Genomic DNA, 16,333 nt, shown 5'->3' on the forward strand with positions numbered 1-16,333 from the left:
GCGACGCCGAGGAGCGTGCGGCGGAGTTCATCCGTGACAACGTGACCAAGCCCGTGGTGGGCTACGTGGCGGGCTTCACGGCTCCGGAGGGCAAGACGATGGGCCACGCGGGTGCCATCGTCTCGGGTTCCTCGGGCACGGCCGCCGCGAAGAAGGAAGCTCTGGAGGCCGTCGGCGTCAAGGTCGGCAAGACTCCGAGCGAGACCGCTCAGCTGGCGCGCGCGCTGTTCTGACGCGTTCCGGTACCGACAACGGCTCCGCCCCGCCGCTCAGCGGTGAGGCGGAGCCGTTGTCGTGTGCGTCCCCGTGTCCGCCGACCGCAGGTCAGGTGGAGCGGTGGCGGTGCCGGGCCACGCCCACGACGACGTGGGGGACGATCATCACGGTGAGGAAGATCCCCCAGCCGACGAGGGCCTCGGTGCTTCCGTTCAGGACGGCGGGCAGACCCCAGAACAGGAAGACGAAGCCGACCCAGGGCAGCACGCCCCACCAGGGTGCGGAGCGGCTCCCGGCGTCCGCGCAGCCCGAACTGGCGGCCGGCGCGGCCTTCCCGTCCTCTCGGCGGGGACCGGGGACCGGCGCGCGCCCGTCCCCGCGCCCCTGGCTGCTTCGGTGCCCGGAACCGGGGGCGCTTCCGTTCGTCGCGGGCAGGTCGTCGAAGAGGGGGACCAGGTCGGAGGAGGTGGCGGCGCGCACTGCCAGGGAGGCGCGCTCCTCGTGCTCGTCGATGTCCAGGCGCCCCTCCTCGAAGGCGGTGCGCAGCCGGACCAGGGCTTCGTCGCGTTCGGCGTCGGAGAGGCGGTAGGGGCGCTGGTACTCGGGGCCTGCCATGCGGGACCGATCCGTTCGGGCTTGGGGAGGAGCCTCATTCCCCGGATAGGACGGCCGGACCGCGGATCCGGTTCCGTCCTTCCGGGCACGACACGCGCGGCCGGGATACCACGGAGCATTCCGGTCCCTGGCAGCATAAGTCGGGTGAGTACGCCAGGATCTCCCCCCGACCGCGGTCGCCCCTCCCAGCGCACGCGGTCCAGCGGCGCGGCGGAGCCCGACGCGGCCGCCGCGCCCCGACCCGTCTACGCGACCGGCGGGATCGCCGCGGCCACCGCCGCGGCGTTGGGGCTGGCCGTGATCGTCACCCTCACCATCATCGGGTGGGTGGCCGCGCCGCACGACACCTTCGGCGAGGACATCGTCGATATCCTCCAGGGCGCGGTGCTGGCCTGGCTGGTGGGCCACCACGTGTCGTTCTCGGTGCCCGACGGCCAGATCGCCCTGTTGCCGTTGGGGCTGGTGTTGCTGCCGGGGCTGCTGCTGTACCGGTCGGGACGGTGGCTGGCGCGATCCTGCGACATTCCCCGTCTGCGGTACGTGTACCGGGCGGCGCTGGCGATCGCCGGACCGTACGCGGCGATCGCGGGCACCCTGGCCCTGTTGGCGCGTACCGAGGCGGTCGAGCCGAGCATGCCGCGCGCGCTGGTCATGGGGTTCGTGATCGCCTTCCTCGCCGGAGGGCTGGGGGTGCTGCGCCAGCTGATGCGCGACAAGGAGGTACCCGCCCGGGACCTGCTGCGGCTGATGCCCGCCCGGTCGCGCTCCCTGCTGGTGGGGATGCTCGCCTCCACGGGAACGCTTGTGTTGGGCGGGCTGCTGTTGTTCCTGGTGGCTCTGGGGATGAGTCTGCCCGAGGTCGTCGAGACGACCCGGGTGCTTGGTCCCGGCCTGGTGGGCGGCGCGTTGCTGGTCGTCGTCCAGTTGGCCTACCTGCCCAACGCGGTGGTGTTCGCGGTCTGCTACGCGCTGGGTCCGGGGTTCGCGGTGGGGGCGGGGACCGTCGTCGCGCCGACGGGGGTTTCGGTGGGGGCCCTGCCGATGCTCCCGATGCTGGCCGCGCTGCCGTCGAACGGGGCCGCGCCGGTGGCCTCCCTGCTGGCGCTGGCGGTGCCGTTCGTGGCGGGGGCGGTGGGCGGCGCCCTCACCCAGCGCAGCGCCCCGGACGTGGTCAGCGAGGCCGCTCCGCTGTGGGGGTTCGTGTGCGGGGTGACCACGGGGCTGCTGTGCGCGGCGCTGGCCGTGATGGCCGGCGGGCCGCTCGGCGGCGAGAGGCTGAGCGAGGTCGGGCCGTCGGCGTGGCAGGTGGGCCTGGTCGCCGCCCTGGAGGTGGGCGTGGCCGCCGCCGTCGTGGCGTGGGTGGCCAACTGGTGGTACACGCGCGGGCGGCGTCCGTCGGCGCGCAGGGATCCGCGTTCGGCGACCGGGCGTGAGCAGCGACCGGCGAAGGACGCGGCGTCTTCCGTGAAGGACGAGGCGCCCGCCGCGAGGAACGCGGCGCGCCCGGCCAAGAGCACGGCGTCCCCCGCCAAGGACGTGACGCGCCCATCCGAGGAGGAAGCGCGGGCCCGGCCGGAAGTGGAGCTGCCCCCGGACGTGCCGGTCGGTGAGGGCCTGGCCACGGTCACGCCGCTGCGCCGCCGTGAGGAGGAGGTGCGGCCGGACCCCGACCGGAACGCTCCGCGGGACGGGTTCCCCGAGGGCGAGGAGCCGGACTCGGACCGGGCGGACCGGGCAGCCGAACGCGCGGAGGGCAGAAGCGAGCGCCGGGAGCTGCGCAGGCAGCGGCGCGAGGAGCGCAGGGCCGGGCGGGCCGGAGGCGGACGCTGGTGGCGTCGCGGGTCCGCCGAGGACGAGGAGTCCGAGGAGATGTACGGAATCACCTACGAGGCCGAGCCCGACGAGATCGACACCCCGCAGCGGTGAAGCGGTGGGCCCGGAGAGGGCCCCTGTCGTGACCAGTGCCCGGGCCCGGTGCCCTGAGCGGACGTCGAGTCGCGGGAAGGAGTGTTCGGGTGGTCAGCATCGAACCGGGGTTCACCGACTGGGACTCCCTGCGTCATGCGGAGGGGAAGGCGGACGTTCCTGCCATCCTCGCCGATCTGGGGTCGGGGGACCCCGACCGGGCCTCTGAAGCCCTGGATCTGCTGTCCTGCATCCTGACCGAGATCGGCCCCCTGTACCCCGAGACACCGGACGTGGTCACCGCGCTGGTGGCGGTGGCCGGGGAAGGGCTGGCCGCCGTACCCGTCGAAGCCCTCACCCGTCTCCGACCGGCGGACGGATGGCCTCCCGGCCTCCCGGCCGCGGGGCTGAACACGGCCGCGGGCCGTCCCGGTTTTCCAGGACGGCCCACGGCGTTGTCGGATGGTGTCTGCGGGCCCGCGCTCCGGGCCGTGGGCCAAAGCGCGCCAGGACGCCCGGACACGGCCCTCTCACACCGGAGACCTGTTCGCGACGGGTCCTAGGCGTTCTCCTTGGGCGCGGTCTTCCTCTTCTGCGGTTCGAAGATGGAGTTGACCAGGTCGGTGCACCACTTGAGCAGTTCCAGGTCCCGCAGGGGCCTGCCGCCCAGGCCGCCGGACTTGGGCACCGGCACCAGAAGGGTCCGGGTCGTCTCCTTGCGGATCGACTTGGGGTACAGGCGCCGCAGCCGCAGCTCCTGCGACTCGCGCAGCTCCACCGGGGCGAAGCGGATCTGGTTGCCCTGCATCACCACGTCCGAGAGGCCCGCGGACTTGGCCAGAACCCGGAACCGGGCCACCGCCATGAGGTTGTCCACCTGCTCGGGCGGGGTGCCGTAGCGGTCGGTGAGCTCCTCGTAGGCGGCGAGGATGTCCTCCTCGCTGGTGACGCTGGCGATGCGCTTGTAGGACTGCAACCGCAGCCGCTCACCCGGCACGTAGTCGTGCGGGATGTAGGCGTTGATGGGCAGCTCGACCTTGGTCTCGATCTCCTTGACCGCGTCCGGGTCGCCCTTGAGCTCGGCCACGGCCTCGCCGACCATGCGCACGTACAGGTCGAAGCCCACGCCCGCGATGGTCCCGGACTGCTCCGCGCCCAGGATGTTGCCCGCGCCCCGGATCTCCAGGTCCTTCATGGCCACGTACATGCCCGCGCCGGTCTCGGTGTGCTGGGCCACGGTGGCCAGCCGCTCGTAGGCGGTCTCGGTCAGCGGCCTCTCCGGCGGGTAGAGGAAGTAGGCGTAGGCGCGCTCGCGCCCGCGGCCCACGCGGCCGCGCAGCTGGTGCAGCTGCGACAGGCCGTAGGTGTCGGCGCGGTCGATGATCAGGGTGTTGGCGTTGGGCACGTCCAGGCCGGACTCGACGATGGTGGTGGAGACCAGCACGTCGAAGTTCTTCTCCCAGAAGTCGACCATCACCTTCTCCAGCTGCTGCTCGTTCATCTGACCGTGCGCGTACGCCACCCGGGCCTCGGGGACCAGGCGCTGGATGCTCGCCGCCACCTTGTCGATGGACGCCACCCGGTTGTGCACGAAGAACACCTGTCCCTCGCGCATCAGCTCGCGTCGGATGGCCGCGGTGATCTGCTTGTCCTCGTAGGGCCCCACGAAGGTGAGCACCGGGTGGCGCTCCTCGGGCGGGGTGAGGATCGTGGTCATCTCGCGGATGCCGGTCAGGCCCATCTCCAGGGTGCGCGGGATGGGGGTGGCCGACATCGCCAGCACGTCCACCTGGGTGCGCAGCCGCTTGAGCGCCTCCTTGTGCTCCACGCCGAAGCGCTGCTCCTCGTCGATGATGACCAGGCCCAGGTCCTTGAAGCGGGTCTCCGAGGACAGCAGCCGGTGCGTGCCGATGACCACGTCCACCTCGCCTGAGCGCAGCCCCTCGCGGGTGGCCTCCACCTCGCCGTCGGTCTGGAACCGCGACATCGGCTTGACGGTGACCGGGAAGGAGGCGTACCGCTCGGTGAACGTGGACAGGTGCTGCTGCACCAGCAGCGTGGTGGGCACCAGCAGGGCGACCTGCTTGCCGTCCTGCACGGCCTTGAAGGCTGCGCGCACCGCCACCTCGGTCTTGCCGTAGCCGACGTCGCCGCAGATCAGCCGGTCCATCGGGACCGATCTGGACATGTCCTTCTTGACCTCGTCGATGGCGGCGAGCTGGTCGGGCGTCTCCACGTAGGGGAACGCGTCCTCCAGTTCGCGCTGCCACGGGGTGTCGGCGCCGAAGGCGTGCCCGGGGGAGGCCTGGCGCGCCGAGTACAGCCGGATGAGGTCGCCCGCGATCTCCCGGACCACCTTGCGGGCCCGGCTCTTGGCCTTGCTCCACTCGGCGCCGCCCATCTTGGACAGCGTGGGCGCCTCACCGCCCACGTACCGGGTGACCTCGCCCAGCTGCTCGGTGGGCACGAACAGGCGGTCGCCCGGCTGGCCGCGCTTGGAGGGCGCGTACTCGATGAGCAGGTACTCGCGGGTGGCGCCCTGCACCTGGCGGCTGACCATCTCCAGGTAGCGGCCCACACCGTGCTGCTCGTGCACGACGTAGTCGCCGGGCTTGAGCTGGAGCGGGTCGACGGTGCCGCGCCGCCTGCTCGGCATGCGCCGCATGTCCCGGGTGGAGGACCTCTGCCCGGCCAGGTCGGTCTCGGTGAGCACCACCGTGCGCACCGACCGCAGCAGGAACCCGTGGTCGACCAGGCCGGTGGTGACGGTGGCGACCGCCTGTCTGGGCTGCTCGGTCAGGTCCGAGGCCAGGGAGGCGCCCAGCCCGGCGTCGCGCAGCATCGCCACCAGGCGCTCGGCGGGGCCGTGCCCCTGGGTGACCAGGACGACGCTCCAGTTGTCGTGCAGCCACCCCTTGATGTCGGCCAGCGCGCGCTCGGTGTCGCCCCGGTAGGACTCGGAGGGCACCGCGCCGACGACGACGGCGTCGTCCTCCTCGGCCGCGCCGCCCTTCTCGTCCGCGGCGAACGGGGTCAGCCCCCACCAGGGCAGGCCCAGCTCGGTGGCGGCGGAGCGCAGTTCGGAGATGGACATGTAGGCGGATCCGCCCAGGTCGATGGGCGCCTCGCCGCCGGAGGCGGCGTTGATCCACGACGCGTCCAGGAACTCGGCGCTGGTGGCCTCCAGTTCCACCGCGCGGGTACGGATGCGCTCGGGGTCGCAGCCCACCACCATCGCGCCCTCGGGCAGGTGGGCCAGGAACGGCTCCATGCGCTCGGCGAGCACCGGCGCGAAGGCCTCCATGCCCTCCACCGCGACGCCGTCGGCGATCTTGTGCAGGATCTCGGCGAGGGAGGGGTGCTCCTCGGCCAGCGCACGCGCGCGCCCGCGCACGGCGTCGGTGAGCAGCAGTTCGCGGCACGGCGGCGCGAACAGCCCGGAGGAGGCGCTGGTGCGCGGGTCCCCGCCGCCCTCGGAGGAGTCGATGGAGCGCTGGTCGGCGACCTGGAAGTAGCGGACGTCCTCGACGGTGTCGCCCCAGAACTCCAGCCGCAGCGGGTGCTCCTCGGTGGGCGGGAACACGTCCAGGATGCCGCCGCGCACCGCCATGTCGCCGCGCTTCTCGACCAGGTCCACACGGGCGTAGCCGGTGTTGGCCAGAGCCTGGACGACCTCCTCCAGGGGCGCCTCGTCGCCGGGGCGGATGCGCACCGGCTCCAGGTCGCCCAGCCCGGACACCAGCGGTTGCAGGACGCTGCGCACGGGGGCCACGACCACGCGCAGCGGGGTGGTCAGCGGGTCGGAGGGGTCGGGGTGGGCCAGGCGGCGCAGGACGGCCAGCCGCTGGCCGACGGTGTCCGAGCGCGGGGAGAGCCGCTCGTGCGGCAGCGTCTCCCACGCGGGGAAGAGGGCCACCGAGTCCTCGGGCAGCAGGCAGCCGAGGGCGTCGGCCAGGTCGGCGGCCTCGCGCTCGGTGGCGGTGACGGCGAGCACGGGCCGCTGCGCGCCCACGGGGGTGTCGGCGGCCAGCGCCCCCACCATGAAGGGGCGCAGCGCCGCCGGGGCGACGAGGTCGAGATGGGGATCGCGGCCGCCTCGGGCGGCCTCGATCGCGCTGTGCAGTGCCGGGTCCCTGGAGACGTCGGCGAGAAGTCCAATGAGGCTCATAGCACCAGAAAGTGGAAGTGGTCCGGATCAGGCGGTGAAGGTCGCGGCCTGCACGGGAAGAAGGCGGCTGCGTGAGTGGACGCCCGGCACCTTTCAGACTATCGAGTCCGGCGGTCCGGCGCGGGCGGGGTGTGGACAACCGGCGACACGGGGCTGCCCCGTGCCGCCCGCGTCCCCGGCCTGGTGGCGCGGGCGGCGGCGCACCGGGTAGAACCGTCTCCGAACTGCTTCTATTCCGTCCGACACGGTGCGAGGGCGGGTCGTCCCGTGCCCGCGTCATACGCTGGGTGCGTTTGCCGGACAGCCCGAGGAGAGGAAGCGCGTGGTGAGTGCCAACAGGCGTGGGAGTGCGCCGCAGGGCGGTGCGGGGAGCCCGGACGCCCCCGTCTTCGCCCCAGGCCCGGACGGGCTCGCCCACCTGGAGCTGATCCTCAACGGCGCCTACCCGCTGCCCGGTTTCATGACGCGGGACGAGGCGGAGTCGGTGGAGCGGGACGGCCGCCTGCCCGACGGGCGTCCCTGGCCGGTTCCGGTCACGCTGGAGGTGCCCGAGGAGCTGTCCGGAGCCGACCACCTGACCCTCTCCGACCCGGAGGGGGCACCGCTGGCCGGGCTCGACGTCACCGAGCACTGGCGGGACGCCGGCGGCCGCCACCTCCTGGCCGGTTCCGTGACCCTTCTGCGCCCGCCCACCTACGGCGTGCTGCGTGAGCTGCGGCCCTCGCCCGCGGAGGTGCGGGCCCAGCGCGAACTGGAGCCCTCCGAGCGCCCCCTGCTGGCCGTGGTCACGGACCGTCCGCTGCACCACCGCGCCCTGCACCAGATCCGGGCCGAGGCCGACGCGCTGGGCCTGGTCCACGGCGAGGGCGGCCGCGCCGACGTGCTGGTGATCGTCGACACCGGCCTGGAGGACGAGGGCATGGCCACGGCGGTGCTGGCCGCCGGGCCCCTGCTGCCCGCGCGCACCTCCTTCGTGGTGTGCACGCTGCCCAGGAGCGCCGACCGCTCCCGGGGCCTGTTCGGCGGGCCGTGGGGTGCGCGCGAGGTGGGTCTGGCCGCGCACGTGGCCGCGTCCTACGGCGCCACCCACATGCTGGCGGTGACCGGCGGGGACGGCCCCGACGTCGAGCGGGTGATGGCGCTGCGCCCGCCCCTGACCGTGCTGGACCCCGAACCGTGGCGCTACCACTCCTCCGACGGGCTGTGGCTGCCCGTGACCCGGATCGACCCGGCGTCCGCGCGGGCCGAGCTGACCGACGAGCAGGTGGAGACCGAGCTGGCGCACGGGCGCGAGCTGCCCTCCTGGTTCACCCCGGCCCGGGTGGGCGCGGAGCTGGCGCGGCTGCGCCCGGCTCGCACGTCGAGGGGCCTGACCGTGCTGTTCACCGGCCTGTCGGGCTCGGGCAAGTCCACGATCGCCCGGGGGGTGTGCGACGGCATCCGCAGGTCGGGGCGCCCGGTGACCCTGCTGGACGGCGACGTGGTGCGGCGCATGCTCTCCAGCGGGCTGACCTTCTCCCGTGAGGACCGGGAGCTCAACATCCGCCGGATCGGTTACGTGGCCTCGGAGATCACCCGGCACGGCGGGGTCACGGTGTGCGCGCCGATCGCCCCCTACGCCAAGGGCCGGGCCGAGGTGCGCGCGATGGTGGAGGAGTTCGGCGACTTCTTCCTGGTGCACGTGGCGACCCCGCTGGAGGTGTGCGAGGCCCGCGACCGCAAGGGCCTGTACGCCAAGGCGCGGGCGGGGGAGGTCCCCGAGTTCACCGGGATCTCCGACCCCTACGAGGAGCCGGACGACGCCGACCTGGTGGTGGACACCGAGGACGTGGACCCGGCCGAGTCCGTGGCCCGGGTGATGTCGGCCCTGCGCGCGGGCGGCTGGCTGCCCGAGCACGACGGCTGAACGGCGGCGCGAACAGTGGAGGAAGAGCGTTGAACGACCCCCGAGACCCCCAGGACGTGCGGGACGGACGGAGCGGGAGGGAGGGCGCCCCGCCGGTCGGGCACCGGGTGCTGCGCCTGGTCGAGGTGATGGACACCCTGCGCCGGGAGTGCCCGTGGGACCGCGGCCAGACCCACGGGTCGCTGGCCAAGTACCTCATCCAGGAGGCCTACGAGGCCCTGGAGACGATCGAGGAGGGCGACTTCGCGCTGCTGCGCGAGGAGCTGGGCGACGTGCTGCTCCAGGTGGTCTTCCACGCGGCGGTCGCCGCCGAGCGGCCCGAGGGGGACCCGGCGCGGTTCACGGTGGACGACGTCGCCGACGCCATCATCGACAAGATGACCCGCCGCCACCCGCACGTGTTCGGCGGGGTCGAGGTGTCGGGCGCCGACGAGGTGGGGTCCAACTGGGAGGCCATCAAGGCCGCCGAGCGGGCGGAGAAGGCCCGGGCGGCGGGCGGCGACGGGCGCAACTCGGTCCTGGACGGGGTGCCGTTCGCCCAGCCCGCGGTGCTGTTGGCCGACGAGTTGCAGAGGAGGGCGGTGCGCAACGGCTTCCCCGCCGACCTGGTCGGCGACGACGGGGCCGAGGGCGGCGAGCTGTTCGCGGCGGTGGCGGCCGAGCGCGGTCGGGGCCGTGACGCCGAGACCGACCTGAGGGCGGCGGCCCGCCGGTTCGACGCCCGTGTGCGCGCCGCCGAGGACGCCGCCCGCGCGGACGGCAGGGAGCCCCGCGAGCTGTCCGGGCAGGAGTGGCGGACCTACTGGGACAAGGCGGGCGAGGCCTGACGGGCCGGCCGCGGGCGCGGCCGGCGTGGCGCGGGGGCCCTGACCGGCGTCTCAGCCGATGCCGGCGCCCGAACCCCACCGCAGGCACGGGATCACGGCGAAGGGGGCGGGCGGATCCGCCGGGCGCCGGTCCGCGTCAGGCCCCGGCGGGTGCGGGGGCGTCCAGCTCCAGGGCCTCCGACGCCCGTGACAGCCGGTTGTCGAAGCCTCCGAGGGAGGACAGCAGCGGGGCCAGCCGGAGCAGGAGGCCGCGTGCCAGCAGCGCCGGTCGGGTGCGCGGGAGCAGGAACGCCTGGCCCCGGTCGGCGATGTCCTGGTTGGCCGCCACGAACGGCCTCATCCGGGCCTCGTAGGCGGCCAGCGCCGCGCCGTGGCCGTCGTTGCGGGCGAGTTCCCGGGCCAGGACGTAGGCGCCGACCATGGCCAGGCTGCTGCCCTGCCCCGACATGGGGGAGGGGCAGTACCCGGCGTCCCCGAGCAGGGTCACGCGCCCGGCCGACCAGCGGCCCATGCGGATCTGGGCCACGGAGTCGAAGTAGAAGTCCGGGGCCCGCTCCATCTCCTCCAGGACGCGGTCGGCCTCCCACCCGTGCCCGGAGAAGGTCCGGCGCAGGAACTCCCTCTGCTCCTCGGGCGGCCTGCGGTCGACGCCGCTCTCCTCGGGCACGGACAGCGCCAGCATGGCCTTGGCCCCCTCCGCGCGGGGCGTGTGGTACATGGCCACGAGCCGCCCCGGGGTGTTGAACAGCACGGCCTCGCGGTCCAGCCCCGGGTGGTTGGGCACGGTGAAGATGCTGATGTAGCTGCCCAGGAAGCGGCGGTGGGGGGCCTCGGGTCCGAACGCGAGCCGCCGGGTCGTGGAGTGCAGGCCGTCCGCCCCCACGACGAGGTCGAACACGCGCGGCCCGGCCCGCTCGAAGGTCACGCGGACCCCGTCCCCCTCCTGCTCGAACGCGGTGACGGAGTCCCCGTACAGGTACTCGGTGTACGCGGTGGTCGGTGCGTGGACCAGGCGGACCAGGTCGCCGCGCAGCAGCTCCGCGGAGCGGTCGTCGGCGGTGAGCGCGCTCGCCTCGAAACCGCCCCTGCGCCTGCCGCGGGCGTCCACGGTCGTGGCCCTGGACATCTCGGTGGCCGAGGCCCGGATGCCGTCGAGCACCCCCATGCGCTCGGCGACGTCGAGGGCCGCGCCGCGTACGTCGATGGCGTAGCCCCCCGTGCGGGGCGCGGGGGCGCGTTCGACGACGGTGGCCTCGATGCCGTGGCGGTGGAGCCAGTGGGCGAGGGTCGGCCCGGCGATGCCCGCGCCGGAGATCAGGACGTTGCGTACGGCGGTCATGGCGTTCTCGCTCCTTCGGGTGCCGTCGTCCCCACGCTAGAACGCTACTTACCGTGCGTCAAGTAACTTGCCGTTCGACAAGTAAACTACCGGCCGGAAGGTCGCCGTTAGACTCGTCCGACCAGGTGGCGAGGGAACGGAAGTGGCACGGGTGCCCAGAGTGCGGAACGACACCAAGGCGGAGATCCGGGCGGTGGCCCTGGAGCTGTTCGCCCGGAAGGGATTCGAGAAGACCAGCCTGCGCGAGATCGCCGAGCGCCTGGACATCACCAAGGCCGCGCTGTACTACCACTTCCCCTCCAAGAACGACCTGCTCACGTCGCTGGTCAGGCCTCTGGGCGAGGACATGGAGGCGCTCCTCGCCAGGTACGGGGACCGCGGCGGGGCCGGCGACCCGCGCGCGCTGCTGGGCGACTACTTCGACGTCTGCGTGCGCCACAGCGCCCTGCTGCTCGCCGTCCTCAACGACCTGGGCGCGCTGGCCGACGTCGGCCTGGTCGAGTCCGTCATCTCCTGGCGCCGACGCCTGGACGCCCTGCTCGTGGGGCCCGAGGGCGGCGTGCCCGCCCGGATGGGCGCCGTGATCGCCCTCGGCGGCATCCAGGACCTCTCGGTCATGTTCTCCGCTGAGGAGGCCGCCGACCACCGAGAACGCGCCATCGACATCGCCATGGCCGCCCTGGAGTCGGGAATGTCCGATATGGACTAGACCAATTCCGCCGGGTGCGCGCTCCCTCCCCGGTGCGGGGTCGCTAGTCTCGTGTCGGGTCCTGAACCAGTGGTCCGAGAAACCCCAAGAGACGGAGAGAGACCGTGGCGTCCATCGAGGCAGTACAGGCGCGGGAGATCCTTGACTCCCGGGGCAACCCGACAGTCGAGGTCGAGGTTCTGCTCGACGACGGAACCATCGCGCGCGCGGGCGTCCCCAGCGGCGCCTCCACCGGCCAGTTCGAGGCGGTCGAGCTGCGTGACGGCGGCGACCGCTACGGCGGCAAGGGTGTGACCAAGGCCGTCACGGCCGTCAACGACGAGATCGCCGACGAGCTGCTCGGCCACGCACCCGACGAGCAGCGCATCATCGACCGTGCGCTCATCGACCTGGACGGCACCCCGGACAAGTCCCGGATCGGCGCCAACGCCATCCTGGGCGCCTCCCTGGCCGTGGCCAGGGCCGCCGCGGCCGAGGCCGGGCTGCCCCTGTTCCGCTACATCGGCGGTCCCAACGCGCACGTGCTGCCGGTGCCGATGATGAACATCCTCAACGGCGGCGCGCACGCCGACAGCAACGTCGACATCCAGGAGTTCATGGTCGCGCCGATCGGCGCCCCGACCTTCTCCGAGGCCGTCCGCTGGGGCACCGAGGTCTACCACGCCCTCAAGTCGGTCCTCAAGGCCCACGGCCTGGCCACCGGCGTGGGCGACGAGGGCGGCTTCGCCCCCAACCTGGACAGCAACCGCGCCGCCCTCGACCTGATCGTGGAGGCCATCGAGAAGGCGGGCTACACCCCGGGCACCGACATCGCGCTCGCCCTGGACGTGGCCGCCAGCGAGTTCTTCAGTGACGGCGTGTACACCTTCGAGGGCAAGGCCCGCTCCTCGGAGGAGATGGCCGCCTACTACGCCGAGCTGGTGGAGGCCTACCCGCTCGTCTCGATCGAGGACCCCCTCGACGAGGAGGACTGGGAGGGCTGGAAGAAGCTCACCGCCCAGCTGGGCGACAGGGTCCAGCTCGTGGGCGACGACCTGTTCGTCACCAACCCCGAGCGGCTCCAGCGCGGCATCCTGGCCGACACCGCCAACTCGCTGCTGGTGAAGGTCAACCAGATCGGCACCCTCACCGAGACGCTGGACGCGGTCTCCCTCGCCCAGCGCAGCGGTTACACGGCCATGATCAGCCACCGCTCCGGCGAGACCGAGGACACCACCATCGCCGACATCGCGGTGGCCACCAACGCCGGGCAGATCAAGACCGGCGCCCCGGCGCGCAGTGAGCGGGTCGCCAAGTACAACCAGCTGCTGCGCATCGAGGAGGAACTCGACGACGCCGCCGTGTACGCGGGCGTGTCGGCCTTCCCGCGCTTCGCCGCGCGCGGCTAGTCTGCCCCCGTGTCCCGCGAATCCGAGCAGCAGCGTCCAAAGGCCAAGAAGGCGGCCAAAGCCGACAGGCCCGAGCGCCGTGCTGCCCGGAAGACGGGACCCTCCGGCACGAGCACGGGCCGCACCCCCCGGGTGCGGCCCATGCTCACCAGCCGCGCGGCCATCCTCGCGCTCGTGATGTGCGTGATCGCGCTCAGCCTGGCCTACCCGCTGCGCGAGTACATCGCCCAGCGCGCCCAGCTCGCCGAACTCCGGGAGGAGCGCGCGCGCATGGAGCAGAGCGTGCAGGACCTGCGCCGGCGCGAGGAGGAGATGACCCAGGACTCCTACGTGGAGCGCGAGGCCCGCGTCCGGCTGCACTACCAGTACCCCGGCGAGACCGCCTACATCGTCATCCCGCCCGACTCCGAGGACGAGGACGAGGACGACACCGGCCCCAGCGAGCCCTGGTTCACCGCCCTGTGGCGCTCGGTGGAGGAGGCCGACGACCCGCCGTCGGGCGACGGGCTCTGATGCCCTCCGCGCGCCCTCAGAGCAGGGCGCCCGCGGCCCGCGCCCCCGCCGCCAGCGCGACCAGCGCGCAGCACCCGGTCAGCGCCGCGTAGCCGACGGCGGCCGGAGCGCGTCCCTCCCGGGCGAGGGAGAGGACCTCGTGGGAGAACGTCGAGTACGTGGTCAGCGCGCCGCAGAACCCGACGGAGAGCAGGGCCCACAGCCGGGGGGAGACGGCCGCCGCCCCCGCGGCGCCGACCAGCAGGCCCAGCAGCAGGGTGCCCGCGACGTTCGCGGTGAACGTGCCCCAGGGCAGCCCCGCGCCGACCGCGCGGGAGACGGCCCGGTCCACCAGGTAGCGCAGGGCCGCCCCCGCGCCGCCGCCCAGGCCGACGAGCCACACCTCCCAGTTCACGGCCGCCTCCCACGCCCCATGGCGCGGATCGCGCGCCCCGTGGCCCACGCGCCCAGGGCGGTTCCGGCCACCGCTCCGACCAGCGTGAGCGCCATGTAGGCCGCGGCCTCGGCGACCCGCCCGGACGCCGCCAGCGTCCCCGTGTCCAGGACGTGGGCCGAGTAGGTGGTGAACCCGCCCAGGAAGCCGGTGCCGAGCAGCTGCCTGACCCAGGGCGGCGCGGGCCGGGGACCGGTGACGGCCGCGACCAGGACGCCGATGAGCACCGAACCCGCGAGGTTGACGGCCAGGGTGGCCAGCGGCAGCCCGCCGTCGGGGGTCGGCCAGGCCTGTGCCACCAGGTGGCGGGCCACCGCCCCCGCGGCCCCGCCGCAGGCGGCGATCCCGGCCATGGCGGCCACACCCCGCGCACGGAGGGGGGCGGGTTCGGGCGGGCTGCTCACGTCGGAGTCTCCCTTCGGCGGCTCCGGCGCGCGGGAACCGGTGCGGTGGTGTGCGCCGACGGCCCGGCGCCGACGGCTCGCGCCCGTGTGTCCGCGGCGAGGACCTGCGCGCGGACCGCCGGCGGACCGCCCGCGCCCGCGGGTGCGCGTGCGGCCCTATGCTGGGTGCGCCATGACTTCCGCAGATCAGCCCGCGCCCGGGCACGCCGCCGGGCGCCCCGCCCCGGTCGCCGAGCGCGACACCGTTGCCGTCGAACTCCAACTGGGCCGCCCGCCGCGCGGCGTACGCGCGATCGCGCACCGCTGCCCCTGCGGCCTGCCCGACGTGGTGCGCACCGCGCCCCGGCTGGAGAGCGGCGAGCCCTTTCCGACCCTGTACTACCTGACGTGCCCGCGCGCCGCCTCGGCCATCGGCCGGATGGAGAACGAGGGCCGCATGCGCCGCATGCAGGAGCGCCTGGGCGAGGACCCCGAACTCCGGGCCGCCTACACCCGGGCGCACGAATCCTATCTGGCCGAGCGCGCCGAGCAGGCGAGACTGGACGGTGTCGAGCCGCTGCCCGAGGGCATGCAGAGCACCGGTGGCATGCCCACCCGGGTCAAGTGCCTGCACGCGCTGGTCGCCCACGAGCTGGCCGAGCCGGGGACCAACCCCTTCGGCGCCGAGGCGCTGGAGGAACTGCCGCACTGGTGGGACAGGGGCCCGTGCGTGTGCGTCGACGAGAACGCCCCCGAGGGCGACGAAGGGAACAGGTCATGAGCGGTGTCGCGGCCATCGACTGCGGAACCAACTCCGTCCGCCTGCTGATCGCCGACGTCGTCCACGTGGGCGACGACGAGGTGCAGGTGGTCGACGTCGACCGGCGCATGGAGATCGTGCGCCTGGGCGAGGGCGTGGACGAGACCGGGGCGTTCGCGCCCCAGGCGCTGGAGCGCACCTTCGAGGCGCTGCGCGGGTACGCCGAGGCCATCGAGGCACACGGCATCGCCCTGGGCCCGGACGCGGTGCGCATGGTCGCCACCAGCGCCACCCGGGACGCGAGCAACCGCCAGGTCTTCGTCGACGGCGTGCGCGACATCCTCGGGGTGGAGCCCGAGGTGGTCACCGGCCTGGACGAGGCCGAGCTGTCCTTCGTGGGCGCCACCGCCGAGCTGGAGGCCGAGGGCCCGGACGAGGACCTGGCCCCGCCGTTCCTGGTCGTGGACATCGGCGGCGGCTCCACCGAGTTCGTCCTGGGCGGCGCCCTGTCCGGGGACGACGGCGGCGAGCTGGTCCGCGCGTCGCTGTCGGTGGACATCGGCTGCGTGCGCATGACCGAGCGCCACCTGCGCAGCGACCCTCCCACGGCGGAGGAGGTCGCGGCGGCGACCGCCGACATCGAGGCCGCGCTGGACGAGGTCGAGCGGGTGGTCCCGCTGCGCGAGGCCGCCTCGGTCGTGTGCGTCGCGGGCACCGCGACCACGGTCGCCGGTATCGCCCTGGACCTGCCCGAGTACGACCCCGAGCGCATCCACCACACCCGCGTGGGCGTCGCCGACCTGGAGCGCATCACCGGAGAGCTGCTCAAGGCCGCCTCGCGGGAGCGGTCCCTGATCGGCGTCATGCACCCGGGCCGGGTGGACGTCATCGGCGCGGGCGCGCTCGTGCTGTCGCGGGTGCTGGCCCGCACGGGAGCCGACTCCTTCACGGCCAGCGAGCACGACATCCTCGACGGCGTGGCCTGGAGCCTGGTGGTCTGACACCGCCTCCGTGAGGCGCTCCGCGGGGCGCCTCACGGAGCGCGCGCAAGGGTGCCCCGGGTGAGACGTGTCACCTCCCAGGGGCCTTGTGAATGCTTTCACAACCGCTCTGACCTGCGAAAACGCCGGTAAGGTGAAGCGGGAAGTGGTCGGAAGGTGAGCCGGTGTGA

Annotated in this window: 14 protein-coding genes and 1 pseudogene; 10 read left to right on the forward strand and 5 right to left on the reverse strand. The window is 73.6% G+C overall.

The features are described 5' to 3' along the window. Positions 1-233: pseudogene (locus tag HGB44_RS19595) on the forward strand (succinate--CoA ligase subunit alpha); the annotation flags it as partial. A 91-nt stretch (positions 234-324) separates the two neighbouring features. Here the strand turns inward: HGB44_RS19595 and HGB44_RS19600 are convergent. Then, entirely contained in the window at positions 325-831 is a 507-nt protein-coding gene (locus HGB44_RS19600) for a DUF1707 SHOCT-like domain-containing protein (RefSeq protein WP_061081733.1), read from the reverse strand. 144 nt (positions 832-975) lie between these two features. On the opposite strand from HGB44_RS19600, the gene HGB44_RS19605 reads away from it, so the two are divergent. Both HGB44_RS19605 and HGB44_RS19610 read left to right on the forward strand, forming a co-directional pair. Continuing rightward, a complete protein-coding gene (locus tag HGB44_RS19605) occupies positions 976-2,757 on the forward strand; it encodes a cell division protein PerM (protein ID WP_061081732.1) in 1,782 nt (593 codons plus the stop codon). Positions 2,758-2,846: 89 nt separating this feature from the next. Beyond that, complete coding sequence (locus HGB44_RS19610; RefSeq protein ID WP_061081731.1) at positions 2,847-3,299, forward strand: hypothetical protein; 453 nt, start codon at positions 2,847-2,849, stop codon at positions 3,297-3,299. On the opposite strand, the gene mfd is transcribed toward HGB44_RS19610, so the two are convergent. Beyond that, positions 3,296-6,904 (reverse strand): transcription-repair coupling factor, encoded by a 3,609-nt coding sequence (gene mfd / locus HGB44_RS19615; RefSeq protein WP_061081730.1) that lies wholly within the window; start codon positions 6,902-6,904, stop codon positions 3,296-3,298. The genes HGB44_RS19610 and mfd overlap by 4 nt on opposite strands. A gap of 322 nt (positions 6,905-7,226) precedes the next feature. Here mfd and cysC point away from each other — a divergent pair, with 322 nt between their 5' ends. Next, a complete protein-coding gene (gene cysC, locus HGB44_RS19620; protein ID WP_061081729.1) occupies positions 7,227-8,810 on the forward strand; it encodes an adenylyl-sulfate kinase in 1,584 nt (527 codons plus the stop codon). A 128-nt stretch (positions 8,811-8,938) separates the two neighbouring features. After that, entirely contained in the window at positions 8,939-9,637 is a 699-nt protein-coding gene (locus HGB44_RS19625; protein ID WP_061081736.1) for a MazG family protein, read from the forward strand. A gap of 136 nt (positions 9,638-9,773) precedes the next feature. Here HGB44_RS19625 and HGB44_RS19630 read toward each other — a convergent pair whose 3' ends face one another. Next, positions 9,774-10,976 (reverse strand): FAD-dependent monooxygenase, encoded by a 1,203-nt coding sequence (locus tag HGB44_RS19630; protein ID WP_061081728.1) that lies wholly within the window; start codon positions 10,974-10,976, stop codon positions 9,774-9,776. Between the two features lie 151 nt (positions 10,977-11,127). On the opposite strand from HGB44_RS19630, the gene HGB44_RS19635 reads away from it, so the two are divergent. From HGB44_RS19635 to HGB44_RS19645, 3 genes are all read left to right on the forward strand, one after another. Beyond that, positions 11,128-11,685, forward strand: a complete 558-nt coding sequence (locus HGB44_RS19635; protein ID WP_061081727.1) for a TetR/AcrR family transcriptional regulator — start codon at positions 11,128-11,130, stop codon at positions 11,683-11,685. A 104-nt stretch (positions 11,686-11,789) separates the two neighbouring features. Beyond that, positions 11,790-13,073 (forward strand): phosphopyruvate hydratase, encoded by a 1,284-nt coding sequence (eno, locus tag HGB44_RS19640; RefSeq protein ID WP_061081726.1) that lies wholly within the window; start codon positions 11,790-11,792, stop codon positions 13,071-13,073. Between the two features lie 141 nt (positions 13,074-13,214). Beyond that, complete coding sequence (locus tag HGB44_RS19645) at positions 13,215-13,586, forward strand: FtsB family cell division protein (protein ID WP_061081725.1); 372 nt, start codon at positions 13,215-13,217, stop codon at positions 13,584-13,586. Between the two features lie 16 nt (positions 13,587-13,602). Here HGB44_RS19645 and crcB (HGB44_RS19650) read toward each other — a convergent pair whose 3' ends face one another. Continuing rightward, on the reverse strand, positions 13,603-13,980 hold the full coding sequence (gene crcB / locus HGB44_RS19650) for a fluoride efflux transporter CrcB (protein ID WP_061081724.1): 378 nt from the start codon (positions 13,978-13,980) through the stop codon (positions 13,603-13,605). Then, positions 13,977-14,423 (reverse strand): fluoride efflux transporter CrcB, encoded by a 447-nt coding sequence (gene crcB / locus HGB44_RS19655; protein ID WP_231972516.1) that lies wholly within the window; start codon positions 14,421-14,423, stop codon positions 13,977-13,979. Before crcB (HGB44_RS19655) ends, crcB (HGB44_RS19650) begins: the two co-directional genes overlap by 4 nt. Before the next feature lie 172 nt (positions 14,424-14,595). Here crcB (HGB44_RS19655) and HGB44_RS19660 point away from each other — a divergent pair, with 172 nt between their 5' ends. Continuing rightward, positions 14,596-15,183, forward strand: a complete 588-nt coding sequence (locus HGB44_RS19660) for a DUF501 domain-containing protein (protein WP_061081723.1) — start codon at positions 14,596-14,598, stop codon at positions 15,181-15,183. After that, positions 15,180-16,163, forward strand: coding sequence for a Ppx/GppA phosphatase family protein (locus HGB44_RS19665; RefSeq protein ID WP_061081722.1), 984 nt, complete (start codon positions 15,180-15,182; stop codon positions 16,161-16,163). The genes HGB44_RS19660 and HGB44_RS19665 overlap by 4 nt, the downstream gene beginning before the upstream one ends. Positions 16,164-16,333 lie beyond the last annotated feature (170 nt).

Origin of the sequence: Nocardiopsis alborubida, from assembly GCF_012396365.1 — a bacterium.
GTDB classification, from domain to species: domain Bacteria; phylum Actinomycetota; class Actinomycetes; order Streptosporangiales; family Streptosporangiaceae; genus Nocardiopsis; species Nocardiopsis alborubida.